This window comes from Streptomyces netropsis, assembly GCF_014203545.1.
Classification (GTDB): Bacteria; Actinomycetota; Actinomycetes; order Streptomycetales; family Streptomycetaceae; genus Streptomyces; species Streptomyces netropsis.
In genome coordinates, this window is sequence record NZ_JACHJG010000003.1 from 1 (window position 1) to 16,034 (window position 16,034).

Below are 16,034 nucleotides of genomic sequence, written 5' to 3' on the forward strand. Positions count from 1 at the left end.
TCACCCAACGCACCACCGAAGATCCGGAAATCATGCGCGTACACAAAAACCGTACGCCCGTGCACCGTCCCCCACCCGGTGATCACACCATCGGTGTAAGGCTTCTTCGCTTCCAGGCCGAAGCCCTGCGCGCGGTGCCGCCGCAGCGGCTCCACCTCGGAAAAAGAGCCCTCGTCGAGGAGGAGGTCAATACGCTCGCGAGCCGTCAGCTTGCCCTTGGCCTTCTGGGCCTGGGTCGCCCGGTCACTGGGGCCACGCCGAACCTGCTCGCGGATGGCGTGCAGCTCGGCGACGCGCCCACGGACGTCACTCGCCTCTACGGGCGCACCTTCGAGATTGCTCATGCATAGACGGTACGTGCCGGGGGTGCCGGAAACTCATGTCGGTTTCATACAACGTCATGCGCTGTTTCGTGGGCAGGCAGCACAGAAACGCACACGGGCTTTATCACTTCACCACACCCACAGTGGGCTTACAGGGCTGTGGGTATTCCACAAATCTCCAGGTCGCGAGCCGTAGGGCGAGCGTCTTGACGGCGGCGGCTCATCCGAGGACCACCTCGCAGGCGTGCGCCGCACACGCCGTTCCCGGCTGGACGCGCAGTCGCAGCGCGGCTCCCGTGGCGAGCACGCGGACCGAGGCGTCGTGCGCGGTGACCCGGCGCACGGGCCGGGCCCAGAGGAGGTCGATCGGGGTGCCGGCGCGCAGCGGGTCGGCGAGGTGGAGGGTTGCGGTGCGGCCCCGCCGGCGGACGAGCACGGCTGCGGGGGCCGTGACGCAGAGCGTACCGGCCGTGCCCGGGGACCAGAAATTGGCCGCGGTCAGCCCCTGCGAGGGCAGTTCGACGGCCTGGCAGTCGCGGGAGTTGGCGAGGACCGTGAGCCGGTGCTCGTCCCGGGCGTGGGCGGCGAGGGCGCGGGGGGTGACTCCGGGCATGAGGACGTAGGCGTAGGAGGAGTCCGCGGGGTCGGTGCCGTGGGGGCGCAGGAGGGTGAGGTAGCGGCGGGTGATCCGGTCGGGGCTGCCGCCGGTGTTGATGTCCCGCCAGGAGCCGGTGCGCGATCGGCGCAGTGCGGTGAGCGGGGTTCCGCCGGGGAAGAGGTAGCCGCCGTGCCCTTCGATATGGGCCCAGTGGGCGCGCTCGTAGACCTGCGACCAACCGTCGCCGGGGGGCTGGGGTGCGCCGTCGACGGTGAGCCGCGGGGTGCCGGCGGCGCCGAGGTTGCGGTTGTCGACGACCGTTTCGACGGGGACGCCGTCGTGCGCGGTGATCCCGGCGCCGAGGCAGACGACGGAATCGGCGGCGCAGAACCAGGACTTCCTGGCGTCCAGGGTGGAGCCGAGCCCCTTGAGGTGCTGGCCGACGGCGGCGAACTCGCCGTCGGTGACGCCGCCCACCCAGCGCGTGGCGGGCTTGGGTTCGCCCCAGCCGCCGCCCTCGTTGTCGGCGAGGGGCTTGGCGGAGACGGTGGTGCCGGGCAGCCGGTACGGGTCGACGGTGGGCCAGAAGCCGTCCGTGTACTGGTCGCCGCCGTGGTCGCGGCCCCACCAGTAGAGCATTCCGGCTCCGGTGTGCCAGCCGCGCGGGTTCTCGCCGTTGCCGTTCTCGTAGTGGCTGACGCGGTCGGAGGCCATGGCGATGTTCGCGGCCCAGCCGGGGCGCCGGTGGACGGCCCGGTCCATGGCGGCGAAGATCCGGTGTCCGACGGGCTCGGGGGCGGCGGGTGCCGGGCCGTCGTCGACGGCGGCGAGCCGGGCCAGGTCGGCGACACCGAACTGGGGGTCGGAACGCACGGGGCTGGTGGTGTCGCGGGCGATCCACCCCTTGACCAGGGCGTGCCAGCGGTCCCGATCCGTCGTGCTCGCTCCGTCGGACAGCAGCGCGATGGCGGCGATGAGCGCGTGGCCGCGCTGGTGGTCGCCCTGGGGCAGCCGCCGGGGGTCGGCGGTCTGCACACCCCTGCTGATGGCGCGCCCTGAGACGCTGTCCATCATCAGGCCGTTGTACAGCAGGGGGGCGTAGGCCCGCTCGACGCTGTCGTGGATGATCTGCCGACGGGGGTCGGCGATCTCCCAACTCGACCCGCGCAGCAGGGAGAAGAGCCGCCCGAGTCCGTCGAGCAGCACGTAGCCGTAGGTGCCGGAGTAGGCGACCCAGGTGTGCTGGATGAAGGAGCCGTCGGCGTAGAGCCCGTCGCCCTTGGTGACGTAGGGGAAGACCGGGGAGAGGGCGTCGCGGGCGAGGGCGACCTTGGCGGGGGCCGCGCCCAGGATGCCGCGCACGGCCACGACGCGGCACAGGTCGACGCGGTTGGCGCCGGTGCTGGTGCCGGTGTAGGCGCCGAGCAACGCGTCGGGGACGAAGTGGTCGACGGCGGCGAGTTGGCCCGCGCGCCGGGTGGGGTCGATGTGGTCGTGGAGGAGGGTGAGGGTGTCGAGGAGCAGTTGGGGGCTGCCGATCTGCCACTCCCACCAATTGCCGTAGCGGGTGGTTCCGGGGTGGTAGATCCGGTCGTGGAGGTGATCGAGTCCGGCGATCACGTCGGCGGCGAGCCCGGCGTCACCGGTGCCGCCGGTGCCGGGCTGGGCGTAGGCCTGGGCCATGGTGTGCAGGCGCGCGTAGCTCTGGGTGATGCCGGCGGGCGGGTCGAAGGGCGCGTCGGGCCAGAGCGAGGCGGGGCCGGGCCGCATGCCCGCCCGGTGGGCGCGGGCGAGGTCGCCGGTGCGGCGCAGGACCGAGGCGTACGGCTCGGCCGAGGCATCGAAGCCGGTGCCGAGCATGAGCTCGCGCCATCTCTCCCGCAGCACCCGGAACTCATCGGCCGGGGCCGCACCCGCGCCGGCCGCGGCGGCCGCGTCCATCGGCCCGGTGGCGGTGAGGCCGAGGGCGGTCACGGCGGAGGCGGCGAGGAAGCCGCGGCGGGTCCAGCTCGGGGCAGACGGCACGGCGGATTCTCCCGGGGCACGAGGTGCGGGCGGTACCGGGGCCACACCGTGGCACGGCGCGTGGACGTGCGGCAATACCGCCGACTCGGCCATAGCCGGATCCCCTCCCCGAAGACCTTCGCGAAGAATCCCCGGACATAGATGTTGAAACTTGAACCAGATCGAGCTACCTTATTTCTCGTTGAACCTTCAACAATCTCGATCCCTCAGGAGAACGTCATGGGCCTCTTCAGCCGCAAGAGCAGCACCGCCACCGCAGTCGCCACCACCGCCGTCCTCGACGTGGACCCCGCACTGGCGGCCCTGACCGGCGACTACGCCATCGACCCGGCTCACAGCAGCATCGGCTTCACCGTGCGCCACGCCATGGTGACCAACGTGAAGGGCTCCTTCGCCGAGCACGAGGGCAGCCTTCACCTCGACGGCACCGACCCGTCCCGCTCCACGGCACGCATCGACATCAAGATCGAGAGCGTGGACACCGGCATCAAGGACCGCGACGCCCATCTGCGCGGCGACGACTTCTTCGACGCCGCGGCGTTCCCCCTGATGACCTTCCGCTCCACCACCGCCGAGCAGCTCGGCGGCGACCGCTACCGGATCACCGGCGACCTCACCATCAAGGACGTCACCCGCCCCCTCGCCATCGACCTGGAGTTCAACGGCTCGGCCACCGACGTCTACGGCAACGAGCGCGTCGGCTTCGAGGGCAGCGCCGAGATCCTGCGCTCCGACTGGGGTCTGACCTGGAACGCGGCCCTGGAGACCGGTGGTGTGATGGTCAGCGACAAGGTGAAGCTGACCTTCGACATCTCCGCCGTCAAGACCGCCGCCCAGGCCTGACCCCGTGCGGATCAGCGACCGAGGCGCCGCAGACAGTCGATGACGTCGGCGCCTCGGTCCGCGGCCGCGCTCAGCGCTATGTGGTTGTCGGGCCGTACGAGCACGAGACTCCCCCGGCCTTCCGCCACCCCGTACGCCGCGCGGGCGTGCCCCTCGGGATCCGCGAGCCCTTCCCCGGGCCCCGCACCGACAAGGCAGGTGCGGACGGAGTCACCGCACTCCCCCGCCACCTCCGCCAGCGCCTTCGCGCTGTCCTCGCCGAAACCCAGCAGCGTGAAATGCGGTCCGGCGAAGACGTCGAAGAGCCGCACCGGCCGGCCGGTGACCGCGTCCACGCAGGGCGCGTCCGGTGCCCGGTCGCCCGCCGTCTCCCCACCGCACGCCAGTGAACTCCAGCGGTAACCCACGCCCAGCGTGGTGACGGCGTCGTCGATGACCACCTCCGTGCCGACGCCCGCTTCCCTGACGGCCACCCGCACCGCCCGCATCCGCTCGTCGGTGGTCCGGAGCGTCCAGGCCGCGACGGGGAGCCGCTCCTCCTCGTATGTGTCCAACAGCCCCTCTCCCGCCTGCCCCTTGGCGACGAGCGCGAGCTTCCAGCCGAGGTTGAAGGCGTCCTGGACGCCGGTGTTCATCCCGAGGCCGCCCGCTATCGGCTGCACGTGTGCCGCGTCGCCCGCGAGGAAGGCGCGACCGACCCTGAAGCGCTCGGCCATCCGTACGTTGATGCGGTAGGTCGAGATCCATGTGGGGTTGGTGAGCCGCACCCCGGGCATCCGCGCGTGCCGGTCGAAGAGGCGCTGAAAGGTCTCCAGCGAAGGCGCCACCAGGCGGCCCTCGGCATCGCGCTCGGGTGTCCCCTGAAGCTGCCAGGAGTCGGTGCCCGGAACGGGCCAGAGCATGATCGCGCCGTCCTCGTCGAACCACTGGTGCCAGTAGGCGCGGTCCAGCCCCTCGGCCTCCACGTCCCCGATCACCATGCATTCCTCGTCCTCGGACTCGCCCTCGAAGGACACGCCGAGCGCCTTGCGCATGATGCCCCTTCCGCCGTCGCACCCCACGACGTACGACGTCTCGATGCGCCGCCCGTCCACGAGCGTGACGGTCACCCCCTGCTCGTCCTGCGTCAACCCGGCCATCTCACAGCCGAGTTCGACCTCGGCCCCGTACTCGGCGAGCTTGGCGCGGAGGATCTCCTCGGTGCGCCACTGCGGTATGCCCAGGCCCTTTCCGTACGGTGCGCCGGGCGTCGGGACCGCTCCCGCGAAGATCTCGGTGTCGGCCAGCGGGACGCCTCCCCGGTACTTGCGCAACACCGTGCGCTCGATGCCCGCGGCGTCGAACTCCGCCGCCACGCCGAGGTCCTTGAACACCTCACGGCTGCGCTGATTGGGACCCTTGGCGCGCGAAGTGCGGTGGAAGGCGGGGGACTTGTCGATGATGCGGACCGGCACCCCGGCCCGGGCGATGGTGCACGCGAGAGTCAGCCCGGTCGGCCCGGCGCCCACGATCAGCACTGTGGATGTCATGCGGTGTCCCTCCGTCGTTCGGTGTCTCCATGAAAGGCCCCCGGAACAGAAAATGCAACCGGGTAACAAATCTTTCTTGGTAACGAGAATCTGGTAGGGTGGTCGTGTGAACGAGGCGACCGGACTGCGGGAACGGAAGAAGCAGCGCACGCGAGAGGCGCTGTCCAGCACGGCGATCGAGCTCTTCCTGGAGCGGGGCTTCGATCAGGTGTCGGTCGCGGACGTGGCGGCCGCGGTGGAGGTGTCCAAGCCGACCCTCTTCCGCTATTTCCCGGCCAAGGAGGATCTGGCCCTGCACCGGATCGCCGACCATCAGGGCGAGTCCGCCCGCGTGGTGCGCGACCGGGCCGCGGGCCAGTCGCCGCTGGCCGCCCTGCGCTCCCACTTCCATGCGCGGCTCGATGCCCACGACCCGATCACGGGCCTCAACGACGACGCCCGGATCCGGGCGTTCAACGACATGCTCTACACCACGCCCAGCCTGCTGGCCCGGCTGGTGCGCTACACCGGGCGGGACGAGGAGGAGCTGACCGAGGCGCTCCACGAGACCGCCGACGACGGCGCGGCGACGGCTCGGTTCGCGGCCGAGCTCGCGGCCGCGCAGATCATCACCCTCCACCGGCGCCTCGCCGAGGCGAACTGGCGCAGGATCGCGGACGGCCGCACCGCCGAGCAGGCGCTGCCCGAAGCGCACGCCGCCGCCGAGCTCGGTTACGACCTGCTCGGCGGCGGGCTGGCGGCCCACTACGGCTGACGGGCGGCGCCGGGGCGGCGGGCGGCCGCGCCCACGGCGGCGCCCCTGCGTCCCGGCACCACCCTGCGCCCCCGGCGCTACTCCTGCGGCTCGACCCCCGCTCGCCGCAGACCGTAGGCGTAGGCGTCGTCGAGTGCCTGCCAGGACGCGGCGATGACGTTTTCCGCGACACCGACGGTGGACCACTCGCCGCGCTCGTCGCTCGTGGAGACCAGGACCCGGGTGATCGAGCCCGTGCCCAGGCTGCCTTCCAGGATGCGGACCTTGTAGTCCGTCAGCTTCAGCGCGGCCAGCTGCGGATAGATGCGCTCCAGCGCGACGCGCAGCGCGCGGTCGAGGGCGTTGACCGGGCCGTTGCCCTCCGCGGTGGCGACGATGCGCTCGCCCTTGGCCCACAGCTTCACGGTCGCCTCGTTGGCGTGCGTGCCGTCGGGCCGGTCCTCGACGATCGCGCGCCAGGACTCCACGCGGTAGTAGCGGCGGGATCGGCCTTCGACCTCCGCGCGCAGCAGCAGCTCGAAGGAAGCGTCGGCGGCCTCGTACGTATAGCCGGCGAGTTCACGCTCCTTGACGCGCTCGACGACCCGCGCGACCAGGGCGCGGTCGTCGCCGAGGTCGATGCCCAGCTCCTTGCCCTTGAGCTCGATGGACGCCCGCCCGGCCATGTCGGAGACGAGCATCCGCATGGTGTTGCCGACCCGCTCCGGGTCGATGTGCTGGTACAGATCGGGGTCGACCTTGATCGCCGATGCGTGCAGCCCCGCCTTGTGGGCGAAGGCGGAGACCCCTACATAGGGCTGGTGGGTGGAGGGCGTGAGGTTGACGACCTCGGCGATGGCGTGCGAGATGCGCGTCATCTCCGCCAGCTTTCCCGGCGGGAGCACCCGTCGGTCGTACTTGATCTCCAACGCCGCGACCACGGGGAAGAGGTTGGAGTTGCCGACCCGCTCGCCGTAGCCGTTGGCGGTGCACTGCACGTGCGTGGCGCCGGCGTCCACGGCGGCGAGCGTATTGGCCACCGCGCAGCCGGTGTCGTCCTGGGCGTGGATGCCGAGCCGGGCGCCGGTCTCGGCCAGCACGGCCTCCACCACCGTCCGGACCTGGGCGGGGAGCATGCCGCCGTTGGTGTCGCAGAGCACGACCACATCGGCACCGGCCTCGTGCGCGGTGCGCACGACCTGCGTCGCGTAGCCGGGGTTGGCGTGGTAGCCGTCGAAGAAGTGCTCGCAGTCGACGAAGACGCGACGGCCCCGCTCCCGCAGATAGGAGACGGTGTCCCGCACCATCGCCAGGTTCTCGTCCAGCGTGGTGCGCAGGGCGAGTTCGACGTGCCGGTCGTGGGACTTGGCCACCAGGGTGACGACCGGGGCGCCGGAGTCGACCAGTGCGGCGACCTGCGGGTCGTCCTCGGCCCGTACGCCCGCCTTGCGCGTGGCACCGAAAGCGACGAGCTGTGCGTGCCGGAAGTCGATCTCGGCGGCGGCCCGCTGGAAGAACTCGGTGTCGCGGGGGTTGGCGCCGGGCCAGCCGCCCTCGATGAAGCCGACGCCGAAGTCGTCCAGGTGCCGGGCGATGGTCAGCTTGTCCGCGACGGTGAGGCTGATGCCCTCGCGCTGTGCGCCGTCGCGCAGCGTCGTGTCGAAGACGTGGAAGCCGTCGTCGACCTGAAGGCTGTCCTCGGCGGGGAAGCCGTCCTCGGGTGCGTCCGTCATGCTGCTCTGACTCCTGTCGAGATCTCGGTCTACCGGAATAACCGGTTCCACCGTCCCCCTATGATCCCGCGCGATACGCCTCCGGCGTGGTGGGCCGGGAAACGAAAAGACCTCTCGCGGGTGCGAGAGGTCTGCGCGCGGGTCTGGGACGACGGTGTCCGCGTCGTACTGGGTTGGTACGAGGCGGTCACTGCGGACCGGCGCGCCTGCTGCCAATAATCATGGCGAACGAGAGCATGGCGCCATCCTGGCACGGAACCCCGATGGGGCGCGGTCGGATCTCACGATGCGGTCAGTGTCGCCCTCAAACGCCGGGCGGGCTGGATTGTGCCGGGCTCGACTTCGCGGGCTCGGTCGTGTCCTCGATCGCCGGGCGGGCCGGAACCACCGTCGCCGCCCCGCCCACGTTCTTCAGGTCGATGTCCCGCGTCTCGCGCATGGTGAGGTAGACGATCAGGGAGACGGCCGCGCAGCCCGCCACGTACCAGTAGTAGCCGGACTCGATGCCGCCCTTCTTGAACCACAGCGCCACGTATTCCGCCGTCCCCCCGAAGAGCGCGTTGGCGATGGCGTACGGCAGGGCGACTCCCAGCGACCGTACGCCGGTGGGGAACAGCTCCGCCTTCACGCACGCGTTGATCGACGTGTAACCGGTGACGACGATCAGCGCCAGCAGGGCCAGGCCCAACGCCGGCCAGAAGGAACCCGCGTGCCCGAGCAGCGTCATGATCGGCACGGTCAGGAAGGTGGAGCCCACGGCGAAGGTGACGAGCAGCGGGCGGCGGCCGATGCGGTCCGAGAGGGCGCCCGCGAGGGGCTGCAGGCACATGAAGACGAAGAGGGCGCAGAAGCTGACGAGGGTCGCCGTCTGCTTGGACAGACCCGCGCTGTTGGAGAGGTACTTGGTGAGGTACGTCGTGTACGTGTAGTACGCGACCGTGCCGCCCATGGTCAGCGCGACGACGAGGAACGCCTCGCGCTTGTGCCGCAGCAGCGCCTTGATCGTGCCGCGGTCCTCGTGCGAGGTCTCGCCCGACTCCTCGTACACCTCCGTCTCCAGCATGTTGCGCCGCAGATAGAAGATGACGGCCGCGCCGAGCGCGCCGACGACGAAGGGGATGCGCCAGCCCCAGCTGTGCAGCGCGCTGTCGGACAGGGTGTGTTGCAGGAGGATCTGCAGACCGAGGCCGACGAGCTGGCCCGCGGTCATGGACACGTACTGGAAGCTGGAGGCGAAGCCGCGGCGGCCGGGCGCGGACGCCTCGGTGAGGTAGGTGGCACTGGCCGCGTACTCGCCGCCGACCGAGAGGCCCTGGAGCAGTCGGGCGACCAGCAGGACGGCCGCGCCGCCGTAGCCCGCGACCGCGTAGGTCGGCGCGATGGCGATCAGTACGGCGGAGGCCGACATCAAGGTGACGGTCAAGGTGAGCGCCGACTTGCGGCCGCGCCGGTCGCCGACGCGGCCGAGCAGCCAGCCACCGAGGGGACGCATGAAGAAGCCGACGGCGAAGAGGCCCGCGGTGTTCATGAGCTTCGCCGTGTCGTCACCCGAGGGGAAGAAGGCACCCGCGAAGTAGGTGGCGAAGCTGGCGTACACGAACCAGTCGAACCATTCGACCATGTTGCCGGCCGAGCCGACCCAGATCTTCTTCCAGTGCTGTCGTCCCATGGTCGATCACGTTGGCGGAACGACACGTGCCGGACAAGGGGCCGGGCGGCAACGATCATGCCAACTTGCGTGCGTTGCGTTCACGGCGGCCGCCCGGGCCCCGAACCGCCGAGGCCGCCCCGACGGTTCGTCGGGGCGGCCTCGGCGGTGGCGGCAGCGGGCTCAGCCCAGCGGGTGCATCCAGCCGCGGGTGTCCTCGGCCTTGCCGGTCTGGATGTCGAGCAGCGCCTCGCGCAGCTTCATCGTGACCACGCCCGGCTGCCCGTCGGCCTGGGTCCACTCGGCGCCCGCGGACTTCACGGAGCCGACCGGGGTGATGACCGCGGCCGTGCCGCAGGCGAACACCTCGGTGAGCGTGCCGTTCTCGGTGTCGCGCTTCCAGTCCTCGGTGGAGATGCGGCCTTCCTCGGACTCGTAACCGAGCTCCTTGGCGAGCTTCAGCAGGGAGTCACGGGTGACGCCGGCGAGCAGCGAGCCGGTGAGCTCGGGGGTGACGATCCTGGGCTGCTCATTGGCCTCGGCCCCGTACACGAAGTACAGGTTCATGCCGCCCATCTCCTCGACCCAGCGGTGCTCCAGGGCGTCGAGCCAGACCACCTGGTCGCAGCCCTTCTCCGCCGCCTCGGCCTGGGCGAGCAGGGAGGCCGCGTAGTTGCCGCCGGTCTTGGCGAAGCCCATGCCGCCGGGCACCGCGCGGACGTAGTTCTCGGAGAGCCAGACGGAGACCGGCTTCACGCCGCCGGGGAAGTACGCTCCCGCGGGCGAGGCGATGACGATGAAGAGGTACTCGTTGGCGGGCCGCACACCGAGGCCGACCTCGGTCGCGATCATGAACGGGCGCAGGTAGAGGGACTCCTCGCCGCCGTGCTCGGGCACCCACTTCTTGTCCTGCTGGACCAGCACGTCACAGGCCTCGATGAAGGTCTCGACGGGCAGCTCCGGCATGGCCAGGCGGCGGGCGGACTTCTGGAAGCGCTCGGCGTTGGCCTCGGGCCGGAAGGTGGCGACCGAGCCGTCGGGGCGGCGGTAGGCCTTCAGGCCCTCGAAGATCTCCTGCGCGTAGTGCAGGGTCATGTTGGCCGGGTCGATCGACAGCGGCGCGTACGGCACGAGCTGTCCGTCGTGCCAGCCACGGCCCTCGGTCCACTTGATGGTGACCATGTGGTCGGTGAAGTGCCGGCCGAAACCGGGGCTGGCCAGGATCTTCTCGCGCTCCGCGTCGGACAGCGGGTGCGAGGAGGGCTTGAGCTCGATCGTGGGCGTCGTCATGAATGCGTGTCCTTCACCTTGGTGTGTGGCGGACCGCGCTCATTCCGTCCCGATCGACTCGAGGACGTCCGAGCTTCCCCTCATACCGCGGCCCCACGTTCGATTATCGCTCGCGTGGGGCCGTGGACGAAAAAACCGTGCGCGGCCCTGGATGGATGGTCGCACCCAACCGCGCGGTAGCACAGCGATCCATCTCATATAGCGGTGCTCTACATCTACAGCACTGCCGTCAGGGATGGCGCCGGAGCCGTGGCGGCCGGGTCAGCCGGATACTCGTGCGGCGAGCGCGTCGCCGATCTCGTCCGTCGTCCGGGGTGAACCGTCGCGAGCGGCGAGGTCGTCGGCGACGGCCGCCTCGACACGGGCCGCCTCCGCCTCGTGACCGAGGTGGCGCAGCAGGAGCGCGACGGAGAGGACGGCGGCCGTGGGGTCGGCCTTGCCGGTGCCGGCGATGTCGGGCGCGGAGCCGTGGACCGGCTCGAACATCGACGGGAAGGCGCCGGTCGGGTTGATGTTCCCGGAGGCGGCCAGCCCGATGCCACCGGTGACGGCGGCGGCGAGGTCGGTGAGGATGTCACCGAAGAGGTTGTCGGTGACGATGACGTCGAAGCGCTCGGGCTGGGTGACGAAGAAGATCGTCGCGGCGTCGACGTGCAGATAGTCGGTGGTGACCTCGGGGTACTCCAGGCCGACCCGGTCGAAGACGTTCTTCCACAGGTGGCCCGCGTAGACGAGGACGTTGTTCTTGTGGACGAGGGTCAGCTTCTTGCGCGGCCGGGCCTGCGCGCGCTCGTACGCGTCACGCACCACGCGCTCCACGCCCAGTGCCGTGTTGAGGCTGACCTCGGTGGCGACCTCGTCGGGGGTGCCGGTGCGCAGGCTGCCGCCGTTGCCGACGTAGGGGCCCTCGGTGCCCTCGCGGACGACGACGAAGTCGATCTCCGGGCGCCCGGCCAGCGGGGTGTCCGTGTTGGGGAAGAGCTTCGAGGGACGCAGGTTGACGTAGTGGTCGAAGGCGAAGCGCAGCTTGAGCAGCAGCCCGCGCTCGAGCACGCCGGACGGCACGGAGGGGTCGCCGACCGCGCCGAGCAGGATCGCGTCGTGGTCCTTGAGGGAGGCGAGTTCGGCGTCCGTCAGGGTCTCGCCCGTCGCGTGCCAGCGCCGGGCGCCGAGATCGTACTCCCGGGTCTCCAGCTTCACGTCCGAGGGAAGGACGGCCGTGAGGACCTTGAGGCCCTGGGCCACGACTTCCTGGCCGATACCGTCACCGGGGATCACTGCGAGGCGCATGGTGCGAGACATATCGGGACCGTACTCCGCCGTCCCGGTGGTTGACACGCAACGTCCACGATACGGACAGATGGCAGTCCGGTCAGGTCACGTTCACCCCAAGTACGGGACGGTGTCGCTCGTTCCTGGGACGTTTTCGAGCATGGAGACACCACGGGTAGGCATTCCCGATCACCTGGCCGTCCGGATGACGATGGCGGAGCAGCACGAGTACCTGCGGACGAAGCTCACCCGGCGCGGGATGCTGCGCACCGGTGCCGCCGCGGCCGGGACGGTCGCCGGGATGGGCGTCCTCGGCGGCGCGAGCGCGTACGCGGTGACCGGCCCCACCCTGGTCGACGCGCCCGCGACCGCCCGGGTGGACGGCTCGCTGGTGGCGCCCTTCGGCCGCCATCTCGCCTTCGGCGCCGATCCGCAGACGCAGATGCGGATCTCCTGGCAGGTGCCGTTCGCGGTCAAGAGCCCGTTCGTCCGGGTGGGCCTCGAACCGTGGGACCTCGACCTGCGCGTCGAGGCGGAGGTGCGCGCTCTGCACACGCCCGCGCTCAGCGACAAGCTCCCGGCCGTCGACCAGGTCTATCTGCACGCCGCATTGGACGGCCTCCTCCCGGGCAGGACCTACTACTACGGCGTCGGCCACACCGGCCACGACCCCGCCGACCCGCGTCACTTCGCGACCGTCGGCACCTTCCGCACCGCCCCGGACCACGCGGAGAAATTCGTCTTCACCGCCTTCGGCGACCAGGGTGTCAGCTACGACGCGCTCGCCAACGACCAGCTGATCCTCGGCCAGGACCCGGCCTTCCATCTCCACGCGGGCGACATCTGCTACGCCGACAACAGCGGCGCGGGCAAGCCGACGGACGTCTACGACGCGCGGGTGTGGGACCAGTTCCTCGCGCAGACCGAGTCGGTGGCGGCACGGGTGCCATGGATGGTGACCACCGGCAACCACGACATGGAGGCCTGGTACTCCCCCAACGGCTACGGCGGCCAGCGCGCCCGCTGGACCCTGCCGGACAACGGCTTCGACGCGCGCCACGCACCGGGGGTCTACTCCTTCACCTACGGAAACGTGGGCGTCGTCGCATTGGACGCCAACGACGTCTCGTACGAGATCGCCGCCAACACCGGCTACACCGGCGGCAGACAGACCGCCTGGCTGGACCGGCGGCTGCGGGAGCTGCGCGCGCAGCGCGGGATCGACTTCCTCGTCGTCTTCTTCCACCACTGCGCGTTCTCGACGACGAAGGCGCACGCCTCGGACGGCGGGGTGCGCGACGCGTGGCTGCCGCTGTTCGAGGAACACCAGGTGGACCTGGTCGTCAACGGCCACAACCACGTCTACGAACGGACCGACGCGATCCGGGGCAGGCGGGTGGGCAGGAAGGTCCCGATCGGCGGGAGCGTCGACTCGACGCGGGACGGCATCGTGTACGTCACCGCGGGCGGGGCGGGCAAGGCGCTGTACGACTTCCCCGTGCCGGACAGCTACGAGGGCCATGTGAAGGACCTCGACGGTGTCGCCAGCTACCACTGGGAGAAGGGCCGGGTGAAGAAGCCGGAAACGGTGGAGTGGTCACGCGTGCGGTACACCGGCTTCTCTTTCCTCGCCGTCGAGGCCGAGCCGGGCCGTCACCCACGACTGCGGGTGACGGCACTGGCGGAGAGCGGCGCGCGGGTGGATCACTTCACGGTGACGCGGAGCGGAGCCGGGAAGGAATAGCACCGCACGGTGACGCGGAGCGGAGCCGGGAAGGAATAGCACCGCACGGTGACGCGGAGCGCGGGCGCGACGTGACGCGCAGCGAAGGTGAAACAGCGGCTGCGGGCCGCCTCACGTGCACCTCCGCTGCGCGGCGGTGTCCTCAATCGCCGGAGGGGCTTGAATGAGCCCGTCCGGCGATTGAGGACGCGCCCGCAGGGCGCCCGCCGCCGCAGGCGGCGCAGACGACCCGCAGCCGAAAGATCCGCCGGACGGGCGATCAGTGTCCCGTCACGCCGCCGTTGTCGCGGCGGTCGAGCGCGCGCTGGAGTGCGGCGGCGGCGTTGGCGCGGTCGGTCTTGCGGGCGGTGGTGTCGGACGTACGGGCGCCGCGGGCGCTGCGGCGGGTCCTGCGGACGGCGGTCTCGGCCATGGAGTCACGTCTCCTCTGAAAGGAAGCCCCGAGAAGTGCGGATGAATGCCGGAAAGAGTGCGGGGGCCCGCGTACGGCAGGGGTCACCTGCGCTCACGCACCGGGCCGCAACCGCCTTCGCTCGATGGAGCGGGACGTTCGGCTGCTTCCACGCTAGGTCAGCGGGACCGCGCTGTCTGCACATTTAGTCGGCCTTCCTACTATCTGAGACGGGGTACGGGTCCACCCGCCCGCCCGGCGCGGAAACGGGTCGGCGACAGTAGGGCCCATGAACGGCCAGTACATACGCGAACCCTGGGCCCCGGCCCGCCGCACGCCCGACGAGGCGCGATGAGCGCTCTACTGGAGGCCGAGGAGGCGTTCGGCCGCGCCCTGCCCGTCGTCGCCGGGGCGTTGGTCGTCGGCGGTCTGGCCGTCGCGATCCTCCCCGCGCGCGTCACCGCCCGACGTGAACTGCGCCGCGCCTGGGGCACCTCGCTCGTGATGGCGCTGTTGTTCTTCACCGCGCTGTACCCGGTGGACTCGCCGGGGCCGATGCTGCTGCCGGCCGTGCTGGGGCTGGTCGCGGTCGTCGAGTACGCGCGGCTGATGCGCCTCGGCCGGGGCGAGCGGGTGGTGCTGGGCGTCGCGGCCGTGCTGCTGCCGCCGCTGGCGGACGTGGCCCACGTACTGCCGGAACGCCTCGATTTCGGTCTGCGGTTCCCGGTGCTCGTGCTGATCGCGTGCGTGGCGGCCGCGGTGCTGTCCGGGGATCCGGCGAGGGCCGGTGAGCGGGCGGCGCGCACGGTCTTCGGAGTGCTGTGGATCCCGGTGGCCCTGAGTGGACTCATGGCGCTGGACGGCACGGCGATCGCCGTGACCGTGGCCGTCGCCTTCGGTGACGTGGCCGCCTGGTGCGGCGGGGCCCTGCTGTCCCGGCTGGGCGGCGGCCTCGCCCGGCCGTTGTCCCGGCTCTCCCCCGACCGGACCTGGGCGGGTGTGCTCACCGGGGGCATCGGCGTGGCCGTCGGTCTGAGCGCGGTCGGCGGGTTCACGGTCACGCTGTGGGCCGCGGTGCTGTGCGGCTGTGTCGTCGGCGGCCTGCTCGTTTCCGCGCTCACCCGGGAGGCCGGCGTGCGGGGCACGGGCGACTGGCTGCCGGGCTTCGGCGGTCTCCTCGACCGGCTCGGCTCCCTGTTGTTGGCGCTGCCGCTCGCGATGCTGGTGATGCTGTGACGACCATCCCCGTGACAGGGGCGTGACAAAACTGCCATACGAGCACGACCCGACGGCGCCTAGGGTGATCGCCGCGGCGGTAGCCGCGATCTTGATTCACCCATCGCTCCACCCATCGCTCCACCCACCGGAGGACATGTCCGTGCGTCGAATATCCCTCGCGCTCACCACGGTCGCGCTGATCGGCGGTGCCGCCCTGGCCGCCCCGGCCCAGGCAGCCACCGCGGCTCCGCAGCGCGCGGCGGCCGCCAAGCCCTGCAACGCGGACAACGCGGCCATCTACACCGACGGCACCCGGCTGCGCACCAAGGCAAGCGCGTCGAGCGGCGTCAAGGGCCAGCTCTACTTCAAGGACCCGATCCGGATCCTGAGCAAGTCGGGCAAGTGGGACTACGTCCAGCTGAAGGCCAAGAGCAGGGGCGGGCTGCCCAAGGGCACCCGCGGCTACGTGGCCCACGCCAACATCATCCCGCCGTACTGCGGCGGGCTGTAGCACCACCGCGGCACCCTCCACGGCCGGTCCGGCGGCCGGCCGTGGAGACCGGGTGAACCGGGAGACCGGGTGAACCGGGCCGGGGAAGCCCGGTGACCGGGGAAAACACGGCGGCGAAAAGCGACGCCCCCGCCCGGCTGGGGAGCCGGGCGGGGGCGGAACTTATGAAAGGGCTG

Annotated in this window: 13 protein-coding genes; 5 read left to right on the top strand and 8 right to left on the bottom strand. The window is 70.9% G+C overall.

All coding sequences use genetic code 11. The features are described from left to right. Together FHS38_RS07835 and FHS38_RS07840 are read right to left on the bottom strand one after the other, a co-directional pair. On the bottom strand, positions 1-344 hold a 344-nt coding region (locus FHS38_RS07835), incomplete at its 3' end, for a carboxyl transferase domain-containing protein (protein WP_311775269.1). A gap of 199 nt (positions 345-543) precedes the next feature. Next, positions 544-2,946 (bottom strand): polysaccharide lyase 8 family protein, encoded by a 2,403-nt coding sequence (locus FHS38_RS07840; protein WP_229822712.1) that lies wholly within the window; start codon positions 2,944-2,946, stop codon positions 544-546. Positions 2,947-3,165: 219 nt separating this feature from the next. On the opposite strand from FHS38_RS07840, the gene FHS38_RS07845 reads away from it, so the two are divergent. Continuing rightward, entirely contained in the window at positions 3,166-3,789 is a 624-nt protein-coding gene (locus FHS38_RS07845; protein ID WP_184732267.1) for a YceI family protein, read from the top strand. A gap of 11 nt (positions 3,790-3,800) precedes the next feature. On the opposite strand, the gene FHS38_RS07850 is transcribed toward FHS38_RS07845, so the two are convergent. Further along, positions 3,801-5,318 (bottom strand): FAD-dependent monooxygenase, encoded by a 1,518-nt coding sequence (locus FHS38_RS07850; protein WP_184732269.1) that lies wholly within the window; start codon positions 5,316-5,318, stop codon positions 3,801-3,803. Positions 5,319-5,424: 106 nt separating this feature from the next. Between FHS38_RS07850 and FHS38_RS07855 the strand changes: the two genes are divergently transcribed. Further along, positions 5,425-6,072 (top strand): TetR/AcrR family transcriptional regulator, encoded by a 648-nt coding sequence (locus FHS38_RS07855; protein ID WP_184732271.1) that lies wholly within the window; start codon positions 5,425-5,427, stop codon positions 6,070-6,072. A gap of 77 nt (positions 6,073-6,149) precedes the next feature. Here the strand turns inward: FHS38_RS07855 and cimA are convergent, their stop codons facing one another. The 4 genes from cimA to FHS38_RS07875 all read right to left on the bottom strand — a co-directional run bounded on the left by cimA (position 6,150) and on the right by FHS38_RS07875 (position 12,024). After that, complete coding sequence (cimA, locus tag FHS38_RS07860) at positions 6,150-7,784, bottom strand: citramalate synthase (protein ID WP_184732273.1); 1,635 nt, start codon at positions 7,782-7,784, stop codon at positions 6,150-6,152. A gap of 304 nt (positions 7,785-8,088) precedes the next feature. Continuing rightward, the gene (locus FHS38_RS07865; protein ID WP_229822713.1) at positions 8,089-9,453 is read right to left on the bottom strand and encodes an MFS transporter; all 1,365 of its coding nucleotides are present in this window, start codon (positions 9,451-9,453) and stop codon (positions 8,089-8,091) included. Positions 9,454-9,615: 162 nt separating this feature from the next. After that, positions 9,616-10,722 carry a branched-chain amino acid aminotransferase gene (locus FHS38_RS07870; RefSeq protein ID WP_184732275.1) on the bottom strand — a complete coding sequence of 369 codons (1,107 nt, stop codon included), beginning with the start codon at positions 10,720-10,722 and terminating at the stop codon, positions 9,616-9,618. 261 nt (positions 10,723-10,983) lie between these two features. Continuing rightward, positions 10,984-12,024: a 3-isopropylmalate dehydrogenase gene (locus tag FHS38_RS07875; protein ID WP_184732277.1), complete on the bottom strand. Its 1,041-nt coding sequence runs from the start codon at positions 12,022-12,024 to the stop codon at positions 10,984-10,986. A 130-nt stretch (positions 12,025-12,154) separates the two neighbouring features. Between FHS38_RS07875 and FHS38_RS07880 the strand changes: the two genes are divergently transcribed. Continuing rightward, entirely contained in the window at positions 12,155-13,738 is a 1,584-nt protein-coding gene (locus tag FHS38_RS07880; protein ID WP_184732279.1) for a purple acid phosphatase family protein, read from the top strand. 259 nt (positions 13,739-13,997) lie between these two features. On the opposite strand, the gene FHS38_RS07885 is transcribed toward FHS38_RS07880, so the two are convergent. After that, on the bottom strand, positions 13,998-14,150 hold the full coding sequence (locus FHS38_RS07885) for a hypothetical protein (protein ID WP_184732280.1): 153 nt from the start codon (positions 14,148-14,150) through the stop codon (positions 13,998-14,000). A gap of 330 nt (positions 14,151-14,480) precedes the next feature. Between FHS38_RS07885 and FHS38_RS07890 the strand changes: the two genes are divergently transcribed. Next, positions 14,481-15,365 (top strand): phosphatidate cytidylyltransferase, encoded by an 885-nt coding sequence (locus FHS38_RS07890; protein WP_184732283.1) that lies wholly within the window; start codon positions 14,481-14,483, stop codon positions 15,363-15,365. A 142-nt stretch (positions 15,366-15,507) separates the two neighbouring features. After that, positions 15,508-15,858 (top strand): SH3 domain-containing protein, encoded by a 351-nt coding sequence (locus FHS38_RS07895; RefSeq protein ID WP_184732285.1) that lies wholly within the window; start codon positions 15,508-15,510, stop codon positions 15,856-15,858. The last annotated feature ends 176 nt before the right edge of the window (positions 15,859-16,034 follow it).